Origin of the sequence: Shewanella sp. NIFS-20-20 (genome assembly GCF_019209865.1) — a bacterium.
Taxonomy (GTDB): Bacteria; Pseudomonadota; Gammaproteobacteria; order Enterobacterales; family Shewanellaceae; genus Shewanella.
In genome coordinates this window covers 1-21,101 of record NZ_JAHUTT010000028.1, presented here as the reverse complement: position 1 = coordinate 21,101, position 21,101 = coordinate 1, and the positions used below count along the sequence as shown (strand labels likewise).

Annotated in this window: 21 protein-coding genes and 1 rRNA gene; 7 read left to right on the top strand and 15 right to left on the bottom strand. The window is 47.9% G+C overall.

Annotation, left to right across the window (positions count from 1 at the left end; all coding sequences use genetic code 11):
* Window positions 1-7 precede the first annotated feature (7 nt).
* The 10 genes from KU855_RS10440 to KU855_RS10395 form a co-directional block, all read right to left on the bottom strand.
* Window positions 8-2,860: a formate dehydrogenase subunit alpha gene (locus tag KU855_RS10440; RefSeq protein ID WP_218530225.1), complete on the bottom strand. Its 2,853-nt coding sequence runs from the start codon at window positions 2,858-2,860 to the stop codon at window positions 8-10.
* A 15-nt stretch (window positions 2,861-2,875) separates the two neighbouring features.
* Entirely contained in the window at window positions 2,876-3,073 is a 198-nt protein-coding gene (locus KU855_RS10435) for a twin-arginine translocation signal domain-containing protein (RefSeq protein ID WP_218530224.1), read from the bottom strand.
* Between the two features lie 412 nt (window positions 3,074-3,485).
* A complete protein-coding gene (locus tag KU855_RS10430; RefSeq protein WP_256260976.1) occupies window positions 3,486-4,544 on the bottom strand; it encodes a formate dehydrogenase subunit gamma in 1,059 nt (352 codons plus the stop codon).
* 35 nt (window positions 4,545-4,579) lie between these two features.
* Window positions 4,580-5,182 (bottom strand): formate dehydrogenase FDH3 subunit beta, encoded by a 603-nt coding sequence (gene fdh3B / locus KU855_RS10425; protein ID WP_218530223.1) that lies wholly within the window; start codon window positions 5,180-5,182, stop codon window positions 4,580-4,582.
* 23 nt (window positions 5,183-5,205) lie between these two features.
* Window positions 5,206-8,055, bottom strand: coding sequence for a molybdopterin-dependent oxidoreductase (locus KU855_RS10420; RefSeq protein ID WP_218530222.1), 2,850 nt, complete (start codon window positions 8,053-8,055; stop codon window positions 5,206-5,208).
* Window positions 8,056-8,117: 62 nt separating this feature from the next.
* A complete protein-coding gene (locus tag KU855_RS10415; protein WP_218530221.1) occupies window positions 8,118-8,312 on the bottom strand; it encodes a twin-arginine translocation signal domain-containing protein in 195 nt (64 codons plus the stop codon).
* A gap of 124 nt (window positions 8,313-8,436) precedes the next feature.
* Window positions 8,437-9,102 (bottom strand): molecular chaperone, encoded by a 666-nt coding sequence (locus tag KU855_RS10410; RefSeq protein ID WP_218530220.1) that lies wholly within the window; start codon window positions 9,100-9,102, stop codon window positions 8,437-8,439.
* Window positions 9,103-9,112: 10 nt separating this feature from the next.
* Window positions 9,113-10,756: a 4Fe-4S binding protein gene (locus KU855_RS10405; RefSeq protein WP_218530248.1), complete on the bottom strand. Its 1,644-nt coding sequence runs from the start codon at window positions 10,754-10,756 to the stop codon at window positions 9,113-9,115.
* 150 nt (window positions 10,757-10,906) lie between these two features.
* Window positions 10,907-11,551, bottom strand: a complete 645-nt coding sequence (locus KU855_RS10400) for a DUF3306 domain-containing protein (protein ID WP_218530219.1) — start codon at window positions 11,549-11,551, stop codon at window positions 10,907-10,909.
* Complete coding sequence (locus tag KU855_RS10395) at window positions 11,548-12,003, bottom strand: DUF3305 domain-containing protein (protein WP_218530218.1); 456 nt, start codon at window positions 12,001-12,003, stop codon at window positions 11,548-11,550. Before KU855_RS10395 ends, KU855_RS10400 begins: the two co-directional genes overlap by 4 nt.
* Window positions 12,004-12,312: 309 nt before the next feature.
* Between KU855_RS10395 and KU855_RS10390 the strand changes: the two genes are divergently transcribed.
* Together KU855_RS10390 and KU855_RS10385 are read left to right on the top strand one after the other, a co-directional pair.
* Window positions 12,313-13,152: a formate dehydrogenase accessory sulfurtransferase FdhD gene (locus KU855_RS10390; RefSeq protein ID WP_218530217.1), complete on the top strand. Its 840-nt coding sequence runs from the start codon at window positions 12,313-12,315 to the stop codon at window positions 13,150-13,152.
* Window positions 13,149-14,054 (top strand): helix-turn-helix transcriptional regulator, encoded by a 906-nt coding sequence (locus tag KU855_RS10385; protein WP_218530216.1) that lies wholly within the window; start codon window positions 13,149-13,151, stop codon window positions 14,052-14,054. Before KU855_RS10390 ends, KU855_RS10385 begins: the two co-directional genes overlap by 4 nt.
* Here KU855_RS10385 and rlmF read toward each other — a convergent pair.
* Together rlmF and KU855_RS10375 are read right to left on the bottom strand one after the other, a co-directional pair.
* On the bottom strand, window positions 14,051-15,061 hold the full coding sequence (rlmF, locus tag KU855_RS10380; RefSeq protein ID WP_218530215.1) for a 23S rRNA (adenine(1618)-N(6))-methyltransferase RlmF: 1,011 nt from the start codon (window positions 15,059-15,061) through the stop codon (window positions 14,051-14,053). The genes KU855_RS10385 and rlmF overlap by 4 nt on opposite strands.
* Window positions 15,062-15,097: 36 nt before the next feature.
* Window positions 15,098-15,496, bottom strand: coding sequence for a flagellar basal body-associated protein FliL (locus KU855_RS10375; RefSeq protein WP_218530214.1), 399 nt, complete (start codon window positions 15,494-15,496; stop codon window positions 15,098-15,100).
* Window positions 15,497-15,602: 106 nt separating this feature from the next.
* Between KU855_RS10375 and KU855_RS10370 the strand changes: the two genes are divergently transcribed.
* Complete coding sequence (locus KU855_RS10370) at window positions 15,603-16,151, top strand: chorismate lyase (protein WP_218530213.1); 549 nt, start codon at window positions 15,603-15,605, stop codon at window positions 16,149-16,151.
* Here the strand turns inward: KU855_RS10370 and KU855_RS10365 are convergent.
* The gene (locus tag KU855_RS10365; RefSeq protein ID WP_218530212.1) at window positions 16,148-16,741 is read right to left on the bottom strand and encodes a YhgN family NAAT transporter; all 594 of its coding nucleotides are present in this window, start codon (window positions 16,739-16,741) and stop codon (window positions 16,148-16,150) included. The genes KU855_RS10370 and KU855_RS10365 overlap by 4 nt on opposite strands.
* Window positions 16,742-16,935: 194 nt before the next feature.
* Between KU855_RS10365 and KU855_RS10360 the strand changes: the two genes are divergently transcribed.
* Together KU855_RS10360 and KU855_RS10355 are read left to right on the top strand one after the other, a co-directional pair.
* Window positions 16,936-18,468: a metal transporter gene (locus KU855_RS10360; protein ID WP_218530211.1), complete on the top strand. Its 1,533-nt coding sequence runs from the start codon at window positions 16,936-16,938 to the stop codon at window positions 18,466-18,468.
* A gap of 54 nt (window positions 18,469-18,522) precedes the next feature.
* The gene (locus KU855_RS10355) at window positions 18,523-19,284 is read left to right on the top strand and encodes an NRDE family protein (RefSeq protein ID WP_218530210.1); all 762 of its coding nucleotides are present in this window, start codon (window positions 18,523-18,525) and stop codon (window positions 19,282-19,284) included.
* On the opposite strand, the gene KU855_RS10350 is transcribed toward KU855_RS10355, so the two are convergent.
* Complete coding sequence (locus KU855_RS10350) at window positions 19,259-19,681, bottom strand: DUF4440 domain-containing protein (protein WP_218530209.1); 423 nt, start codon at window positions 19,679-19,681, stop codon at window positions 19,259-19,261. The two genes, KU855_RS10355 and KU855_RS10350, sit on opposite strands and share 26 nt — an antisense overlap.
* Before the next feature lie 93 nt (window positions 19,682-19,774).
* On the opposite strand from KU855_RS10350, the gene KU855_RS10345 reads away from it, so the two are divergent.
* Both KU855_RS10345 and KU855_RS10340 read left to right on the top strand, forming a co-directional pair.
* Window positions 19,775-20,329 carry a lysophospholipid acyltransferase family protein gene (locus KU855_RS10345; RefSeq protein WP_218530208.1) on the top strand — a complete coding sequence of 185 codons (555 nt, stop codon included), beginning with the start codon at window positions 19,775-19,777 and terminating at the stop codon, window positions 20,327-20,329.
* Between the two features lie 79 nt (window positions 20,330-20,408).
* The gene (locus KU855_RS10340; protein WP_218530207.1) at window positions 20,409-20,792 is read left to right on the top strand and encodes a RidA family protein; all 384 of its coding nucleotides are present in this window, start codon (window positions 20,409-20,411) and stop codon (window positions 20,790-20,792) included.
* A 187-nt stretch (window positions 20,793-20,979) separates the two neighbouring features.
* On the opposite strand, the gene rrf is transcribed toward KU855_RS10340, so the two are convergent.
* A 5S ribosomal RNA gene (rrf, locus tag KU855_RS10335) occupies window positions 20,980-21,095 on the bottom strand.
* Window positions 21,096-21,101 lie beyond the last annotated feature (6 nt).

Here is a 21,101-nt window from a genome sequence, read left to right as displayed (position 1 = left end):
GCAGCACTTACGCTTTGGCAATCTGACACAGAGACGCTTTAGTCTCTTGCATCTGAGTCACAGGGTCATAACCATAGGTCAGAGCCGTGTTACAAGATTCACCGATCACGTAAGGCACAGTGCCTTCTGGATAGTTAGGTGCCAAGCTTTCGCCGTGCATCACACCTGCGAAGTGGTACGGCATAAAGGTTACGCCTGGCTTAACTCGAGGAGTGACCATAGCTTGTACCTTAATACGTCCGCCTTCAGCGCCTTCCAGCCATACGTCATCACCATTGCGGATGTTACGGTCTGCGGCATCAGCTGGGTTGATTTCAACAAACATTTCTTGCTGAAGTTCTGCCAACCATGGGTTAGAACGAGATTCTTCACCACCACCTTCGTACTCAACCAGACGACCTGAGGTCAGTACCAGTGGGTACTTACCGGTCACGTCTTTGTCTTGGATTGACTTGTACAGAGTTGGCAGGCGATGTACTTGCATATCGTCATAAGTTGGGTACTTAGAGACCAAATCACGACGAGCAGTGTACAAAGGCTCACGGTGTAACGGGATTTCATCAGGGAAGGTCCATACGATACAACGCGCTTTGGCGTTACCGAATGGAATACAACCATGCTTGATCGCTACGCGCACGATACCGCCAGACAGGTCAGTCTTCCAGTTCTTACCTTCAGCAGAGGCTTTCTCTTCAGCCGTCAGTTCATCCCACCAACCCAATTGCTTCAGCATTTGAGCAGAGAATTCAGGGTAACCGTCTTCGATTTCACAACCTTTAGAGAAGGTGCCTTCAGCTAAGAGGTTTTCGCCTTTGTATTCAACACCGTAACGTGCACGGAAGTTACCACCACCGTCTTTAACGTGTTTATGCGTGTTGTACAGGATCTGGGTACCAGGATGCTTCATCTCTGGCGTACCCCAACATGGCCAAGGCATACCATAGGTATCACCCTTACATGGGCCGCCTTCGGCTTCCAGCGTCTTATTGCTGAAGGTACCCCAGTTCATGGTGTGCTCTTTGATACGCTCAGGGCTTTGACCTGTCATACCGATAGTCCACATACCACGGTTAATTTCGCGGGTAATGTCTTCAATGACTGGGATGCCATTTTCAACAGGAATACGCTTGGTATATTCTTTATCGATACCGACTTTTTGAGCCAGACGGTACATGATTTCGATATCAGTCTTAGATTCGAATAACGGCTCAATTACCTGCTCACGCCACTGGATAGAGCGACCTGAGTTAGACACAGAACCACGAGTTTCGAACTGAGTCGCTGCTGGCAGTAAGTACACGCCGTTCTGACGACGGTGCATAACACCCGCCATTGTTGGGAATGGATCCACAACAACCACAGTGTCCATCTTATCCAAAGCATCACGTACTTCAGACTGACGAGTTTCAGTGTTAACTGATTGACCCCAGAAGAAAGCTAAACGGATGTTATCTTTCTGAGCCAGTTTGGCCTTGTCTTCTAATACGCCGTCATGCCAGCGAGAACAAGGAATACCTGGGGTAGTCATTGGCTCACGACCTAAGTAGGTACCGTGATCGAAGCGGCTCTTCATCCACTCCATATCCAGTTCCCATACGTTGGTCCAGTGCTGCCAAGCTGCAGTGGTCAAACCGTAGTAACCAGGTAAGTTGTCGAACAGCAGACCTAAGTCAGTTGCCGCCTGAACGTTATCGTGGCCACGGAAAATGTTAGTACCGCCACCAGACACACCCATGTTACCCAGAGCCAACTGCAGGATACAGTAAGCACGAGTGTTAGAGTTACCGACGTGATGCTGAGTACCACCCATACACCAAACCACGGTACCTGGACGGTTATCGGCCATCAGTTTAGCGGCTTGATAAACCACTTCTTCTGAACAACCAGTCACATCTTCTACTTCTTTTGGATTCCATTTTGCGACTTCTTCGCGGATGGTGTCCATTTCGAATACGCGAGACTCGATGAATGCCTTATCTTCCCAACCATTGTTGAAAATGTGCCATAACATACCGTAGATAAACGGAATGTCTGTACCTGGGCGAATTGGGCAATGCAGATCAGAGTGAGCCGCAGTACGAGTGAAGCGAGGATCAACAACGATGATCTTAGCGTTATTCTTCTCTTTAGCGATCAGAATGTGCTGCATGGCCACTGGGTGGGCTTCAGCAGGGTTAGCACCAATGAAGAAAATCGCATTGGCGTTCTGAATGTCGTTAAAAGAGTTAGTTTGCGCACCATAACCCCAAGTGTTAGCAACACCGGCTACAGTGGTAGAGTGACAAATACGAGCTGAGTGGTCGACGTTGTTTGTGCCCCACATGGCTGCCAGCTTACGGTACATGTAACAGCCTTCGTTAGAAAACTTAGCGCTACCCATAAAGTAAACTGAGTCTGGACCTGATTCCTTGCGGATGTCCAACATCTTGTCGCCAACTTCATTGATGGCTTGATCCCATGAAATACGCTTCCACTGACCATCAACCAACTTCATTGGGTACTTCAGACGCTTTTCGCCGTGACCATGTTCACGCAACGCAGCACCTTTAGCACAGTGACCACCGGCGTTGAATGGGTGATCGAATGCTGGCTCTTGACCAGTCCACACGCCATTTTGTACTTCGGCATACAAACCACAACCTACGGCACAAGCACTACAAATTGTACGCTTGACTTCGATTGGGGCGTCATACGGTACGTCAGCGGCTTCAGCGCGACGCATCATGCCAGTACCCAGTAATGATGCAGCAGCAATACCACCCGTGGCGATACCGGCATGCTTCATAAATTGACGACGGCTAATACCTAGCGTCGGCTTGTCGGCCACAGTGGCGACATTTGACTTGCGAGTTAATTTCATCGCGAATTCTCCTGATTAGCTGCGCAGGCTGTTGTAATAAGCACGAATATGCGCAGTTTCGTGGTAACCATCTTCCGACTTAGCTACCTTACTGCCCTCACTTGCCTGAGCGACACTGACACCTGTAGTCGCAATGACGGCACCGGCCGCACTACCTACTGTCAGAGCTTTCAGCAGCGATCTGCGATTCAGATCTGGCTGTTGTTTCTTCATTTTTGCTCCTGATTAATCGGCATTAATTTGAGTATCAATGCCTTGATAAATCCAATTTGCAACGCGTAACACTTGTTGCAAATTGGTTAAAAACTCACGATTTTTCATGGTCTTAAAAAGCATATTCACTATAAAAGTTTTGCCTAAATAAACCATGATCAGAGTGGGATTTCTCGGTTGTTTTCGCCACAATTCAGGCGAAAATGAGGCGTGGATCACACTACCAATCAAACTGATATGATTTGAGGCTGCAAAACGCTGGCTAAGATGGGTTACAAATGAAATACAGGTAAACTATCAGCATGAAAATTAGCCGCTTAGTGCAAAAATGACTCAACAGGGTCAAAGCCTCAGGCATTAGCAAAAAAAATACCCAGCGCTTAGGCTGGGTAGTTAGTTCTTGCGGGGAGGATTACTTGTACTTAATCCGGCCGTCGCTTTTGAGCTCGTCATACCACAAGTTATGATGCTGGATTGCCCAGTTTTCGTCACAATAACCCGTCACCATCGACTCAAGCCCACCTTCGCTCAACACTGTCGCCATCCATACATGCACTATCGTGAAAGCAATTAAGATCACCGCGGCGGCATCGTGAGCCAACAAGGCAAATACCGACACATCTCGCGGTAAATCTAAGCGCGGCAGTAACAGTAACAAGCCAGAGACCACCACCACTAACCCAAACAGCGCCAAGGTCCAAAACCACATTTTTTCACCCGCATTGGCAAAACCACTATCGGGGTGCTTACCTTTGAAAGGACCAAAGTTAATGTAGCCACCAACGCTAACAAACCATTTGAGGTCATACATTTTAAACAGCTGCAATGGCATCCATTTCAAAATGCAGATCACCCACGACACAATAAACACTGGGCTTATCCAATCGTGAATGGTTTTACTGCCGTAGATCAGCGCCGCCCATACGGATGCTGGCAATATCGGCTGAAGCACAAAACGCCCCAGCAAAATATTCAATCCAGTAAACATTAAGGTTAAACAGCTAATGGCCATAAACCAATGCAACCAAATATCGGCCTGACTCCATCGCTCCACCATTTTTCCGGAAAAGCCATGAGCCAACTTGGCTGGACCATTGACCAGAAAAAACAGTAAAAACAGGCCAAAAACACCCACAACCGCAAATGCTGCCGCGGGCATCATGTACTCACTGCGGACAATTTTACCTTCATTACCCACCACATTAATGAGTTTGCCAGCCCCCGTGGTTTGTGCAGCGCTGACCCCTTGGTCACCATTTTTAATGGCACTCCACAGCTCAACCTCAGCCAGTTGCGGATGTTGCTGCAATGTCTGTATCGCTTGCTGTTGCGCCGCTAACACTTGTTGCTGCTGCGCCATTAACGCCATTTCTTGCTGCGCCTGCTCCGAGCTAGGATCTGCTGCATAAGCCATAGGCACTGTCACCAGTAGCAGTAATGCCAACAGGTGACGGATTTGTTGAATCAACATCTTCATCTCCTTACCCAATCTCTCATTGGGCGGCATTACTGGTCGGGTGTTGCTCCAGTGTCAGGCACATAGCCCCAAATGGTTTCGGGGTTACTTCGCGCAGCGACGCGGGCACGATAAATATTTGAAATGACTTCAGCATCCCCAGCCAACAACGCCTTGGTGGAGCACATTTCAGCACACAGAGGTAATTTGCCCTCGGCAATGCGATTAGCGCCGTACAGTTTTTGCTGCTGTTCCGAAAAGTTCTTATCAGGTCCACCAGCGCAAAAAGTACATTTATCCATTTTGCCGCGAGAACCAAAGCTGGTCTTTTGCGGAAATTGGGGAGCACCAAAGGGGCACGCATAAAAGCAATAACCACAACCAATACAGGTTTCCTTGTTGTGCAGTACAATGCCGTCATCGGTACGATAAAAACAATCCGCCGGGCACACGGCCATACAAGGGGCGTCGGTACAATGCATACAAGCAACCGATATCGATGCCTCCCCGGGTTCACCATCGTGTAATGTCACCACGCGGCGCCGTTGAATACCCCACACCAAGGCCTCTGAATTAGCATTGGAACAGGCCGTGACACAACCGTTACACTCGATGCAGCGCTTGGTGTCACACAAAAATTTCATGACTGCCATGATAGCTATCTCCTCATCAAGGGTTATGCCCGACTAATCTGGCACAAGGTGGCTTTAGTTTCTTGCATCTGAGTCACTACATCGTAACCATAGGTCATGGCGGTATTGGCTGATTCGCCGATGACATATGGCTCGGTGCCTGCAGGATAATCCTTGGCCAAGCTCTTAGACTCAAACACCCCTGCAAAATGGAATGGCATAAAGGTTTCCCCAGGGATCACCCTAGGCGTCACCATCGCGGCCACTTCAATAATGGCCCCCTCTGGACTGTGGACCTTGACTTTATCGCCGTTACTAATGCCTCTATCTTGCGCATCCTTAGGATTCATCTCGATATACATCTCTTGCTGCAATTGCGCTAACCAAGGGTTAGAACGAGTCTCCTCACCACCCCCTTCATATTCCACAATGCGGCCCGAGGTCAGAACCAAGGGGAAATCTTTAGCAAAGTCTTGTTTTTGAATGGACTCATACAAGGTCGGTAGTCTGGCGACATAACGATCTTGATAAGTGGGGTAGATGGGCACGAGATCACGCCTTGGGGTATAGAGAGGTTCCCGATGAATAGGAATATTGTCGGGGAAGGTCCACACGGTGCAGCGGGCTTTAGCATTACCAAACGGGCTGCAACCGTTGGCAATCGCCACCCGCTGAATGCCTCCAGATAAATCGGTTTTCCAGTTTTTACCTTCTGCCGCCACTTGTTCTGCAGGGGTTAACTGATCCCACCAACCCAATTGCTTTAACATGGCATCGGTAAACTCAGGGTAACCATCTTCAATGGCGCTGCCTTTAGACCAAGAATCAACCGCCAAAATATTGGTGCCGTTATGCTCAACCCCAAACCGCGCCCTAAAGGTCCCACCACCATTACGCACTTCTCTATCGTTGCGATAGAGGATTTGGGTTCCTGGGTGCTTCATTTCTGGGGTGCCCCAACACGGCCAAGGTAAGCCATAGGTTTCACCCGCACATGGGCCACCAGCGGCTTCTAAACTGTCGGCACTGAAGGTTCCCCAGTTTTCTTGATGGAGCTTTAAACGCTCAGGGCTTTGGCCGGTATAGCCGATAGTCCACATACCGCGGTTAAACTCACGGGTAATATCTTCAATCAAAGGCTCAGTGCCATTGACTTGGATATGTTTAAACATCTCACCTTCGATGCCCCAGTGCTTAGCAAGCAGGTACATGATTTCATGATCGGGCTTGCACTCAAATAGCGGCTCAATCACCTTAGAGCGCCACTGCAGAGAACGATTAGTGGCCGATACAGAACCATAGGTTTCAAACTGAGTGGCTGCCGGCAATAAATACACCCCATCACTGCGCTCAGGTAAAACCCCTGCCATGGTGGGGAAAGGATCAACCACCACGACCATGTCCATAGTATCGAGAGCTTTACGAACGGTGGGCCCACGGGTTTCGGTGTTGACCGACTGCCCCCAGAAAAATGCCATGCGAATATTATCGCGCTGGGCGATTTTATCTTTGGGCTCAAGCACACCGTCTTGCCAACGAGAACAAGGAATACCGGTCGAATTCATCGGGACCTGGCCTAAATAGGTGCCTTGATCAAAGCGGTTCTTGACCCACTCATAATCGAGATCCCACACCGCACTCCAATGCTGCCATGCACCGGTGGTTAAGCCATAGTAACCAGGTAAGTTATCGAATAATAAACCAAAATCGGTAGCGCCTTGGACATTGTCATGGCCGCGGAAAATATTGGTACCACCGCCAGAAACGCCCATATTGCCTAAGGCCAATTGCAAGATACAGTATGCGCGAGTATTAGAATTCCCCATATGGTGCTGGGTGCCGCCCATACACCAGACGATGGTTCCAGGGCGATAATCGGCCAGCAGTTTCGCCACCCTAAACATCTGTTCTTTGGTAACACCCGCGACATTTTCAACCACTTCAGGGGGGAACTTCTTCACCTCGTCACGGATGAGCTCCAAGCCATAAACCCGTTCTTCGATAAACTGCTTATCTTCCCAACCATTCTCAAAAATATGCCACAAGAGACCGTAAATAAACGGAATATCGGTCCCTGGACGAATATGCACATATTCATCGCTCTTAGCTGCTGTATGGGTAAAGCGAGGATCCACAACGATAATTTTGGCACCGCGCTCTTTACCAATCAAAATATGCTGCATGGCCACGGGGTGGGCTTCGCAGGGGTTTGAACCAACAAATATCATGCTTTTGGCATTACGCATGTCATTGATGGAGTTCGTTTGCGCACCATAGCCCCAGGTGTTGGCCACCCCAGCTACCGTGGTAGAGTGACAAATACGTGCCGAGTGATCGACATTATTTGTGCCCCATAAGGCCGCGAATTTGCGGTACAAATAGGCTTGCTCATTGGAAAACTTTGCACTTCCCATAAAGAATACGGAATCAGGCCCTGACTGCTCGCGAATTTCTAACGCTTTAGCGCCGACTTCATTAATCGCCTGTTCCCAACTAATGCGCTTCCACTTACCGCCTTCTTTTTTCATTGGGTATTTTAAGCGCCGATCACCATGACCCACTTCGCGCACGGCAGCGCCTTTGGCACAATGACCACCAGAATTAAAGGGATGGTCAAAAGCTGGCTCTTGATCTGTCCACACCCCATTTTGGACGTGCGCATAAATGCCACAGCCGACGGCGCAATGGGAACAGACGGTTTTTTTGACTTCAACGGGGGTATCGTGGGGAATAAATTCTGCTTGAGCCTTGCGCATCATGGCAGTGCCAAGCATTGACGCGGCGGCGATGCCACCAGCAGAGAGTCCGGCAGTTTTTAGAAACTGACGGCGATTGAGACCTAAGCCAGGCTTTTCAGGGCGGCTGACCGTATCTGATGTGCGTGTTAGTCGCATCACACATCCTCCTATGTTGTTGACGCTTAAGCGTCTATCCAAAACTAGATCATGAGTTAGCGTTAACGCAAACTGGCATAATAAGCTCGGATATGGGGGGTTTCTCGGTAACCTTCACCTTTCGATACTGCTGGGGTGACGTCGCTAGATTCAGCTACAGCCGTTGACGTTAATGTCACGGCAGTGCCCGCTACTGTGCCTATCGCTAAGGCTTTTAAGGCCTCACGACGACTCATGGCTGCTGCTTGCTTCTTCATGGTGTCTCCTGTTGATACAAGGGCATATGCCCGATTTATGAAGGCATCCTTGCCTTCGTTATTCACTGTCTACTTTCCTATTACCGCTTGGGCGGCAGACAGTCCCGATAAGGGCGAGTGACCCTTAATTCACTTTAATCTCTTCTTCTTTAGCTTCTTCCATATCGGAATTACCAGGACAGTTCACTGGGATATCTAAACTTAACTGCTCAAACTCCGCGGCTTCTAACACGAAAAATGCCTTCGCCAATTGGGCGACCGTGGCATAAAACGCGGCGCTTGGAGCGGCGGCTAAGGTGTCACAAAAACGGGCAATCCAACTACCTAAGTGGCGCTGATAAAAAGCCAATTGTCGATAGCTTGGCATTTCCAGAATTAAGGTTGCCATCACTTCGCACAGGGCTGCCACGTGATCTTCTGGCTCTTTGACATCATCTTCACGCTCAAAGCCTAGTTGCTTTAAGTCATTTCGCAATAATGCTAAAGGCTTATCCATGAGTGAGCCGGTCATAAACCAACTGCCATAAGGCAAGACTTCACCACGACCTACGCCCAAGAAGACGGCAAAATATTCGTCTTCTAACTGCTCAGCATTGAATTGGGCTGCGGCTAACTTCACGGCCAACCACGCTCGGGTCATGTCATTATCTTCGTCAGCCTCAACATCGAGCTGGGCCAAAAAGTCTAATAGTTCTTGGCTAGGTTGGCGGCGAATAAGGGCCGCAAGCAACTGATAAATATCGGCTCGCAACTGATCGTTTTCACTTACTTCTCTCACTAATTCGGTCATATCTGCACTCTTATCTCAGTTGCTTTTCTGGATCTTGAAGAATGTCTTCAAACATATCTTTCACACGGCAATCACCGCACATTTTTAAGCGTTCAATATTAGCGCTAAACGCACTATGCGCCCCAACCATGTCGAGCATTTTATGCACCATCGACTGAGTCGCAAACGCACTGCCACAACGAATACACTCAAATGGCGCTTCTTCTTTAATCGTGGTTAACGCTTGGCGGCTGTTACGGTCAAAGTTAACTTGCGACGTTAAGCTGATGGCATTTTCAGGGCAAGCTGCTTCACATAAGCCACATTGAACACACTCTTGCTCCGTAAAGCGTAATGCAGGTAAGTCACCGCCATCTCGCAGCGCTTGAGTGGGACAAATCGCCACACACGATACGCACAAGGTACAAGTGTCTAAATTCACATTAACGCGGCCATAAGGCACATTGGCCATCGGCACTATGGTGCTAATCGCCCCAGCTTGGCTATTGAGATGATCAATCGCGCTAAACAGCACACTACGTTTAGTGCCAACGGCTATTTGGGTTGGTGCGATCACGGGCCAGTCATTACTGACGGCCAATAAGGCATCGAGAGCATCCAGCTCTTTCGCATTAATTAAGCTAATACGCTCGGGTTGACCCATTTCGGTCAACATCCGATTCGCGAGCGCGAGCTCACCGCTCAGCATTTGCGTCAGAGTGGGGGCGGTAGTATCGGTTTGCATAATCAGTACTTGGCGAGCACCAAACGCTAACGCCGCAAACCAATGATCGATGGCCGCAACGGTGATTTCCTCTAAAGCGATAGGCAGTACATCTCCCGCTAATTGTTGCAGCAGTTGACTGTCTTCTGACTTATTGTCATGGAACATCACCACTGGGGCGATATTGGCTTCGTCACTAAAGCGACCGATCAATTTTTGCAGATAAGTTAATAACGACTGCGGATTCGGCAAGTCATAACTAATCGCGCCGGTTGGGCAAGCATTGGTGCAACTGCCTGCACCATGACAAAGGTAAGGGTCGATTTCAATCTTGTGGTCTTGGCTGCTAATCGCATCGGCTGGGCAGAAGTTTAAACACAAGTTACAACCATTGATGCCGTTGCGATTATGAGCACAAACATCGGCATTCACTTTGACGTATCTAGGCTTATCGAATTCACCGACTAACTCAGGTATTTCAGCCAGCGCCAGCGCGAGTTGCGCTTGATCATAACCTACGTAGAAATAGCCAGGAGGCAGCATCTCTAAATTCAAACAAGGAGATTGGCTGAGATCTAAAATCATATCAAAGTGCGGTTTACGAATCGCGACCACACTCAATGGTGCAGAGGTCTCACCTTGCTCCACTGCCACCTGAAACTGTCCGAGAAACCCTTTTATGTCGATAATTTTGTTATAAAAACATTCAACATTAACGGCAGAGTTCATGACTTTTTCAAGGTGTTCATCATCTTGACTGGTAATGGCATCGGTAGCCAAAATAACCAAGCTTGCCATCTGCGACAATTGCTCAGCCGCCAGCCTAGCCAAATCTTCTGGGCCAATAATTAATACGTTGCCCTGAGTGATGTAACTCACGGTAGGAGGGATCAAATTTTGTAAAATTTGAGTATTCGCCATCACGCGCTGACGAATCGCAGTTAACTCCATGGGATTGTGTTTATTGTTCACATTGCATTCCTGAACATAACCCTGTCTATAACCTTGCTGTAGTCCGTTTTATATTGTTGAATTTCCATATAAGTCGTTCTATACACAGCAATAGCCATACCAGAGTGGTGGTCTTTATAATTCACTAAACTAACCTAAAGTAACCGGTTTAGTTTGTGCTAATGATTCGTTTGCCACATTCTGATCGTTTGTCGTTGATGGCTCTGGCAAATTGTCTATATTTCCTTCATTTAGCATCAAGGCTTGCTCCTCTTGCTCTGCGGGAGTGTCTTGCCCCTCGGCAACGCCACTTGATGCTTCTAGCACGTCATCATGCTCAGCCAGCTGTGCCGCTTCACGGGCCTGTTGCTCGGCTAACTCTTGCTGCTCTCTTTCGATGACTCGCTTAAAGACTTTATTGACTAGCTCTTCGGATACTTCAGCAGACAATTTAGGTTGGTTGCTGTAATCGAGCGCGTATTCTAGCAAGCCGTCAATTTCATTAAAGTGAGGCTGTTTCCAAAGTGCTCTTAACGCCGCTTTTTTTGCTAATGGGTCGACATTGTCAGCCATAAAACTAGCAAAGCTACCACCCACTTCAATTTTTTCAGGATCGGGTAACTCGACAACCTCAGCCTCACCGACCACCTCGCCATCGTCTAACGATGACGGCTCGAGCTTGGCCTCCAACGACGCTTGTTGCTGCGCGAACTGAGCTTGCTCAGCTTCAGCTTCAGCCGCGACTTGCTGACGACGTAACTGCCAGCGGCTTAGTAAGCCTTTTTCCGCGGTCATCGACTTCTCCCTTGTTGGGCCAACTCTTTACGGCGATTAACATGTTTACGTCTGTGAGCACTAATTTCGACTTCGCCATGACGAGTAATAAAGGCCTCAAGCCAACACGCAACGGCATCGGGCATCGGCATGCTGAGCACTGGCGTATCGCCCTCTAAGCAACCGGCTGCGACATTTTGATCCGCCGAGATTACCGCAGGCACCCACGTACCATCTTGTAATTCATCACAGACGATAAATAGCGTTGGGTTTGCCATATCAAGGTTAAGGCGATAACTGGCACGCTCATCTAAAAACAGCTCTAAGGCGATGGTTTTAAAGCCTGCTGGTGTTGGATCATTGCCGGGTAACACCTGATCTAATTCCCATTGGACAGAGCTCCAGCGCCCCATCTGCTTCTCTACCTGTTTAAGAGAAACGTGCATAGGCCAAATACTTTCAGAATGTTGCATTGTGACTCCGAATCTTAATCCTATTCATGAGGAATAATGTCGTTTACTAAGCGGATGGTGCGCGCTCAACCGATAAACTACAACAAGCAATTTTAGTGCCATAGATATTATTCGAGAGTTTTTTGAACTGGATCATTAATTCGCCCTTAACCTTGGGACAAATTGTCCAAGCTCGTTTCTGAGTATGGACATAAACGCCATCGTTCACCAAGAAAGTGCGATCTTGTCCGCAAAATATCGGGATAACGGTTTTGGGTACGATCTTTGCAGAGCGTCTTACAGACTTTAGCCTCATCAGAAACAATCGACATGACACAACAATCAAAAATTGCGTTTATTAAGACCCAAGCAGAAGTTGCCATGACCATCCCGGTAACCGCCATCAATGAACATGGTGAAGTACTGGAAAAGTTTGTAGCCTGCGAGCGCCCTTTAACCATTTATCTTAACTGGCGCCCCATCGTGACCTTAATGACTTTAGGCGCCCGACCCGAAGCATTGGTGCTTGGTTATCTTAAAAACCAAGGGTTTGTTTCTGATTTATCGCAACTAAAATCTGTAATAGTGGATTGGGACACTAACTCTGCCGCCGTGATCACCGACGAGCAAACGGCCGATATTGAACAAAAGCTCAATGAAAAAACCGTCACCACAGGCTGCGGCCAAGGCACGGTTTTTGGTGGTTTTATGGAAGGTGTCGACGACATCGTCTTACCACAACCCCACTTAAAACAAAGCACACTGTATGGCTTGCTCAATAACATTAATGCCTATAACGAAACCTACAAAAATGCCGGCGCCGTTCACGGTTGTGGTTTGTGTGAAGATGATGTCATTAAAGCATTTGTCGAAGACATTGGCCGTCATAATGCGGTCGACACCTTGGCTGGTGATATGTGGTTATCTGAAGATATCGGCGCCAATAAAATCTTTTATACCACCGGCCGATTAACCTCAGAGATGGTGATTAAGGTCGCGAAAATGGGCATTCCCGTGTTGTTGTCCCGTAGCGGTGTGACCCAAATGGGCTTGGAGTTAGCGCAAAAGTTAGGTATTACCATGATCGCTCGCGCTAAGGGTCGCCACTTCTTGGTATACAACGGTGCGGACAATATTGAATTTGACGCTCAACAGGGAGCTAAATCATGACGGAAGCCAGTGATTTAGTCTATATGAGTGCAAAGCAAGTTGCTGAATACTTAGATTTAAATGAAAAGAAAGTTTATTCAATGGCCAATGACCGTATTTTGCCAGCGACTAAAATCACCGGCAAATGGTTATTCCCAAAAATTCTCATTGATCGCTGGATTATGGACTCATGTCATAACGGCATGCTCACCGATCGCATGTTAATCACTGGCAGTGATGATCCATTACTGTCGATGACAGTCGCACGGATGATGGCCGACGTCGGCAGTCGCGAGTTAATCAGTTATAGCTCGACCGGCTCGCGCTTAGGCTTAGATTTACTGTCCAAAGGTTATGCCGACGTTTGTACCTTACATTGGGGTTCTTTGGAGGAGCGCAATATTCGCCATCCGGCCTTGCTCAAAGGCTATGCCAATCACCAACAATGGGTCATGGTGCATGGTTATCAGCGGCGCCAAGGTTTATTGTTACGCCCTGACTTACATCATATCAGTCAACAGCAACAGCAACTGGTAAAACACTCATTACGCTGGGTTGGTCGCCAAGGTGGCGCCGGCAGTCAACAGCACCTTGAGCATTGGTTATTAGCACAAGGGGTGCAAGTCTCTGATATAAATCAAGTGATCACCGCCTACAGTGAACGAGAATTAGCAGGCTACATCGCCCGGGGGGACGCCGATATTGGTTTTGGTTGTGAATCCGTGGCCAATGAAAGCGGCTTAATCTTTATTCCCGTGTTGCAAGAATCGTTTGATTTTGTCATGCCACAAAATATCTACTTTAGGCGTCAGTTACAGCACTTGTTCAAACGCTTAACCAGTGCAGAGTCCAGACAAATGGCGGCATTGTTAGGTGGCTATGATCTCTCGAACACGGGCAGCTTAATTTGGAGTGCCAGTTAGATCCCTAAACTGGGGGAATGGGCAAACTTGGGCTGTTGTTGTTTTAGCTTTAACCACTTTTGACGATGGTTAGCGGCCAAATAACTCCAAGCAATCACCCGAGTGAGCTTATTCCCTTGTTCCATAGGGATCACTTGAATATCGGCAACACCCTGCTCCATCAATAACTTACGACAGGGTGCCAAGTTATCACCTTTAGAGACCAACGAGGTAAACCATAAACATTGATGCGAGAACGCCAGGCTTTCTTTAATCATGGTTGTGAGGAACGTCAACTCACCGCCTGGGCACCATAACTCATTATCTTGGCCGCCAAAATTCAGGGCAGTGGCAGACTTTTGTTTTTTAGCTCGGCCTAAGTTAGACGTTTTACGACTGGCTGCCTGAGCGGCCGCCTGCTTTGATTCGTGAAATGGCGGATTGCACATGCTGACTTCAAACATTTCGCCCGCTTGAATAATGCCTGTAAATATCGCCTGTTTATCGCGTTGCAATCTCAGGCTGATCGCATGTGACATGGGCGGATTACGCTCAATAATGTGTGCAACATTGGCCAGGGAATCTTGGGCAATATCGGTGGCGACAAACTGCCAGCCGTAGCAACTATTTCCCAACAACGGATACACCCCATTGGCACCGGTACCGATATCGAGTGCCTTAATATTGCATCCTGTGAGCGGTTTACCATTCACCTGCAATAAATCCGCCAAATAATGAATATAATCGACGCGCCCGGGGATCGGCGGACACAAGGCCCCGTCTGGAATATCCCAATCCAGCACATGGTAATCGGCCAGTAAAATCGCACGATTTAAGCATTTGACGGCTTTTGGATCGGCAAAATCTATTGAAACTCGGCCATAACCATTATCCCGGGTATAGCCAGATAATTCAGGCATGACCTCAATTAATCGACTGAAATCATAGCCTTGGTTATGAATGTTGCGGCGATGCAATCCCTGTTTATCGAGAGAGCGCGCAGGGGTATGTGTCTTCTTAAATGCCATATTGACCAATCAAAGATTGATCCCGGTCAACTCAGGTCAATCATATAAATAACGGGTAAAGAGTAAATTGACCACCGCTGCCTGACCCGTTTCCTTGGTCAAAAGCTGATTGACCGTATCGTAACACTCGCGTCGGATCTCTTCACGTCCAGTGAGGGATTTAATTTTCTCTTCGGTTTGATTACCTAATATTTCAACAATCGCGCTGCGCAATAATGGATCATGATGCTCCACAGCCACTAAATCGGCCGGGTTCTTAACCATCAGTTCCACACTAATACGGACAAAACCAAGTTTCTTACCCTTACTAATGTAATTGGTGACTATCTCTGGCTCAAAGCCATAATAACTAAAGTCATTTTGCTCTTCTGCAGCAAACGCCGAGGTGCCAATCAAGCTCGTCAGCAAACATAACAGGGGTATTAATATCTTCATGATAACCATCTTTTCCTTAATTAATATATGTTAACAAGCTTTGCTATCAGTGGTTTTTAGGTCATGGTAGACTGCTTGGGACAGTCGTTATTGTGATGAGTTTTCAATGTACATGACCAGCCAGTGCTTCCCTAATGGTGAATCAATTCAATGGTTTTCGCCAGATAAATGCAACAATTTACCGTCAGTTGCCATGAATCAATGGCTCACCGATAAAGGAAGCCTAACCACCAGGCTAAGAAATTGTTGCCAGCACTTTGAAGTTAAGCTCATCACCCACAGTCAATTATCACCAGCCCTATGGGTGCGCGAAGTATTGTTATGCCTAGATGGCATCCCGTGGGTGTTTGCCCACACCCACATTCCCGACGCCCTAATGCATCACCCGAGCGCCCAGCTAGCCAGCCTTGGCAATCGGCCGCTAGGAGAGCAATTATTCGCCGGTGACTTTATTGCCGGCAATATCGAAATTGCCAGCGTCAATGGCAGGAAAGCACTTGCTCGACTGCCCATGGCAATGACAATGTCCAACGACGATCTCTTGTGGGGGCGTCGTCGCTATTTTCATCTGGGCGATGACACGCTAATCGTCAGTGAAATCTTTTTGCCCAAAGCCAGAGCCATCATTGAAGCGGCGGCACAGCGAAAGAGTTAACCCTTATTGGCCAGATACGTCCCGACGCCATCAAGGAACATTTGCACCGACAGCATCACCAACACCATCCCCATTAATCGCTCAACAGCAGTGAGGCCCTTCTCGCCCAATACTCGAGTGAACACTTGGTAGAACATTAAAATGACCGCGCTCGCGCCCCAAGCAGAGGCCAGCGCAATGCTCCAATCGACCATGCGAAGGGGATCGGCGTTCGCGAGTAATATTAAGGCGGCTAAAATCGACGGCCCCGCCATTAATGGGATTGCCATCGGCACAATAAATGGTTCTTCCCCCGCCGCCAAGCCAGTCACTCCCCCTGGTTGCGGAAAAATCATTTTAATGGCAATTAAAAACAGAATGATACCGCCAGCAATGCTGACCGATTCCGAGCGTAAATTCAGAAAATTAAGAATGGATTGGCCGGCAAATAAAAAGAGCATCATGATCGCTAAGGCAAACAACAGCTCGCGGATTAGCACCTTGCGCCGCTTCTTTGGTTCGATATGCCGTAAAATAGAAGCAAAAATGGGTAAATTACCCAAGGGATCCATAATTAAGAACAACATCACTGCTGCCGACCAAGTTTCCATAACGCAAATTCACATCAACGAAAGAGTTAAGGGGTATTCTATAACATCCTGACAATACTTTTACCCCAACAGCTCAAAAATACACAAGTTTTCGGTACATTAACCCGTCACGAAAATTAGCGCTGACTATCCCTGCTGAAATTGACAACAACTGCTATAATGCCCAACTTCTCCAGCCAACCCCCTTTGAGATTATGCTTTATTTAGTTGCGAGTTGTTTGGCCTTGCTCTTAGGACCACTTTTCTATCGATATTTCACCTCTGGCAGTGGTCTGCACAAAGGGTTAGATGGATTCATTTTTGTCTCTTTGGGTGGTTTGGTACTGATCCATATCTTGCCCGAATTATTAGAGCATGGCGGACTCCTGTCGTTACTGTTTGTCATGTTGGGTTTATGGGGGCCAACCGCCAGTGAAAAGGTATTTCATCGCTGGTCGAATATGACTCATAACCTCACTTTAGTGTTAGGGATTGGCGGCCTGCTACTGCACACCATTACCGATGGTGGCGCCATGGTCCTCGCTCAGCAACAAGATGCTTCCCCTTTATTGGCACTGGGAGTCGTACTGCACCGCTTGCCCGTTGGGCTGGCCATTTGGTGGTTACTCAAACCTCAGGTAGGAAATCGCTGGGCGGCGGTGGTCATTGCAGCCATGATGGTGCTTACCGGCGTGGGTTACTTTGCCGGCGGCCAACTCCTGCAACACCTAAGCTTAGATAACACTGTGTATCTACAAGCATTTGTCACCGGATCAATTTTACATGTGGTGTTACACCAACCCCACGGCCAATCAGAGCATGACACTAAGGGCAAATACCAATACCAAGCTGGCATTGGTAGCCTGCTGGGGGTGGGGTTGTTAGTGCTGTTGCTGACCTTAGATTCCGGTGCACACAGTCATCATCATCATGATCACAGTACAGACCAATTGTTTTATTGGCTCACCAGCATCGCCCCGATTTTGTTATTAGCTTATGCCTGTGCCAGCCTCAGATTCGTGTTTGGTATACGTCCTAACACCAGCACACTGTCGAGCTTATGGTTACAACGACTCGCAGGCCCCGAAGCATTAATTATCACGTTGTTCTTACTCGGCCCCGCCATGACCTTGATCCAAGCGGGTGCCTTGTTAGGCCTAGGGGCATTATTGAGTTATTGGCAAATTCAGCCGGTGCAGCCCCATAAAAATATACCAGCACAATCCATTCAGTTTGGCTTTGTCCATTTAGTTGATCGCTCGGCCCCGTGGATTATTTTCTGCCTGATCCTAGCGAATCTTATTGGCCACCCATCGGTACCGCTCAATCACCCATTGCTCCAGCTAGCGCTACTGACAATGGTGTTTATTCCTAGCCGTTTTTGCAATCTTGCTGGTGCGGTTTTAGCGGTGGCACTGGCCAATAGTGGCTGGAGCAATTTAGCGGTGTTATTTGCCCTGATTGCCGCCCCTATCGTTAACCGAGCGCAATTAATGAGCATAACTTGGCTGCAGCGCGCTATCCTCGTGGCCTGCTTAGCTTCAGTTTTGCTGATAGCCCATAGCGTCAATATTCAATGGCAGCCATGGATTCATTTACCTGAGAGTATCAACCTCATCGCATTAGGGATGGTGGCGCTGCTATTTGCTGGTAGCTTATTGCGCGTCGGCCCGCGAGGAGTGATGAAGCGATTAATGCTGGATAAAGTCAAAATTAGTCATCACCACGATAGCCATCACCATCATTGACATTAACGACATATACCGACAGGCTGTTTTAGTCATAGCCACTAAGCAGCCTTTATGTGTATATTATTTTTGGCCATTAACAGCCATCCTGATTACCCTTTAATCGTTTGTGCTAACCGCGATGAATTTCATCATCGAGCGACCCAACCTTTACATCAATGGCAGCAACCGAGTGGCATCATCGCTGGACGTGATTTACAGGCCGGAGGCACTTGGCTGGGGATCAATCAACAGGGGCAGTTTGCAGCACTCACCAATCTAAGAACGCCACAAGCCAATCAAGCCAATCGCCTGTCTCGCGGTGATTTAGTCATTAAGGCGTTATCGGCAGAGCCCATGCACAAGTGGCTGCTAACGAATGCAGATAAATACAATCCGTTTAACTTGATCTACCAACAAGGCCAAGATTATTTTTGTTTCAATAGCATGTCTGCGCGCAGCCACAAGCTGTCTTCGGGATTTCACGCCATCAGCAATGGTGCCATGGATGACGAATGGCCGAAGATGGCCACCGGCCGCAAAGCATTGGAGGAAGCGATCTCTAGCAGTAGCCAGATCAATCGCCAGCAATTATTACCCCTGCTACAAGATCAGAGTCGCCCCAGTGATGATTTGCTTCCCAATACCGGGATCGGCAGAGAATGGGAAAGACTATTATCTGCCATATTCATCATCAGCCCTGACTATGGCACTCGCAGCGCCAGTATCTTAATTAAAAATCAGCAAGGTCAGCTTGAATTAAGCGAAACCCGCTTTAATCAAAAAGGAAAAACCATCGGCTCAGAAGTAATTAACTGGATGTGTGATCATGGGTAATGACCCAACGACCGTCAATTTTCTCCATCAGCAAAGTGAAGACTCCACCAGGCATATCCTTGACCCGGGTCAACTGCCAACGCCCGACCACTAAGGCCGAATAATTACTAAGCATCTTGATGTCTTTGATGGTAAATAGCAGCACCCCAAGAGACTCTGCATCAGGGTAGTGTTTTTTATAAGCAGCTAACGTTTCTTGCCAGCCATAACGAAACTTACCATTGGACACAAAACGCATCTGAGGATCATTCCAGTACCCCTGCATATAGGTATCGAGATCCCCTTCATTCCAAGCCTGTTGCTGGGCTTGCAACACCGCGCGAATATTATCACTAGGCACCGCATGCAGCGGCCACGAGCAGGCAATTAATATCAGCAATAGCCATTTGGATATCATTGAATTTCTCCATTTACTCAATAACTTGTACTATACATCAATAGAAGAAAAGGGTTTGTACAATTTATTGTGCTTTAATAATAGCGAGTTACTATGTTTAATCGATTATGTCATTGGCTAATGAAAATTTCTGGATGGCGCTTTGAAGGCTCACCACCTCAGATAAACCAGTACATCATGATTGTCGGCCCCCACACCAGTAATTGGGACTTTATTATTGGCGTTATCGCCAGAGGCGCCCTTAAAACTCAAATTCATTTTCTTGGTAAACATCAACTATTTATCCCACCTTGGGGCTGGTTTTTTCGAGCCATAGGTGGCAGCCCAGTCGACAGAAGAAAAAACAATAACCTAGTGGATTCCGCCGCACTATTATTTGCCACCCAGCCACACTATAAATTAGCACTAGCGCCAGAGGGAACCCGCAGCCCAGTGACGCGTTGGAAAACCGGCTTCTACCATATAGCCCAACAAGCCCAAGTGCCTATTGTCGCCGTCGGTTTGGATTTTTCGCTCAAAAAAATCATCATCGCACCGTCATTCATGCCGACAGGAAATAAACGTCATGATATCAATGAGCTGCTAAACTTTTACCGAACAATTAATGGCTGTAAACCCAAACAAATCCCTGAGTACCGTGACGAGTAACACCAAGCACTCGAAGGGTGAATCGATTGTGCTTACAATAGTAGGCACAAGCATAAATGATCAGCGATGAGGAAACGTAATGAAGACTGTTATTAATACTGCCAGCGCACCTGCAGCAATTGGTCCTTACTCACAAGGAATTGCATTTCAGAATTTGGTGTTTACCTCAGGGCAAATCCCCCTCGATCCAGCCACCATGGAGTTTGTTAGCGGCGGGATCAAAGAACAATCGCAGCAATCTCTCAAGAACCTAAAGGCAGTATTAGAGCAAGCCGGTGCCGGGCTAGATACCGTGTTAAAAACCACTTGTTTCTTAGCGGACATGGCTGATTTCGCCGCGTTCAACGAAGTCTACACCCAAGTATTTGGTGACGATGCGGCGCCAGCTCGCTCTTGCGTTCAAGCGGCGCGATTACCCAAAGACGCATTGGTGGAAGTCGAAGCCATCGCTTACATTAAATAACCCCACTGCGTGCCAAAAAAATCACTTAAGGTGACCTTTTAATCTGCTCACCAGCCTAACAAGGTAAAAGCCCAGTTGTCACAGCCCCCTATTCACGCTGCTGCGCCTAGCTATCACCATCTAACATCAAAAAATGCCCAACGAAAAAAGCCCGTTACATCAGTAACGGGCTTATCTCTTATTAGGCGCCTGGAAATGACCTACTCTCGCATGGGGAAGCCCCACACTACCATCGGCGCGACTGCGTTTCACTTCTGAGTTCGGAATGGGATCAGGTGGGGCCACAGTGCTATGGTCTCCAGACAAATT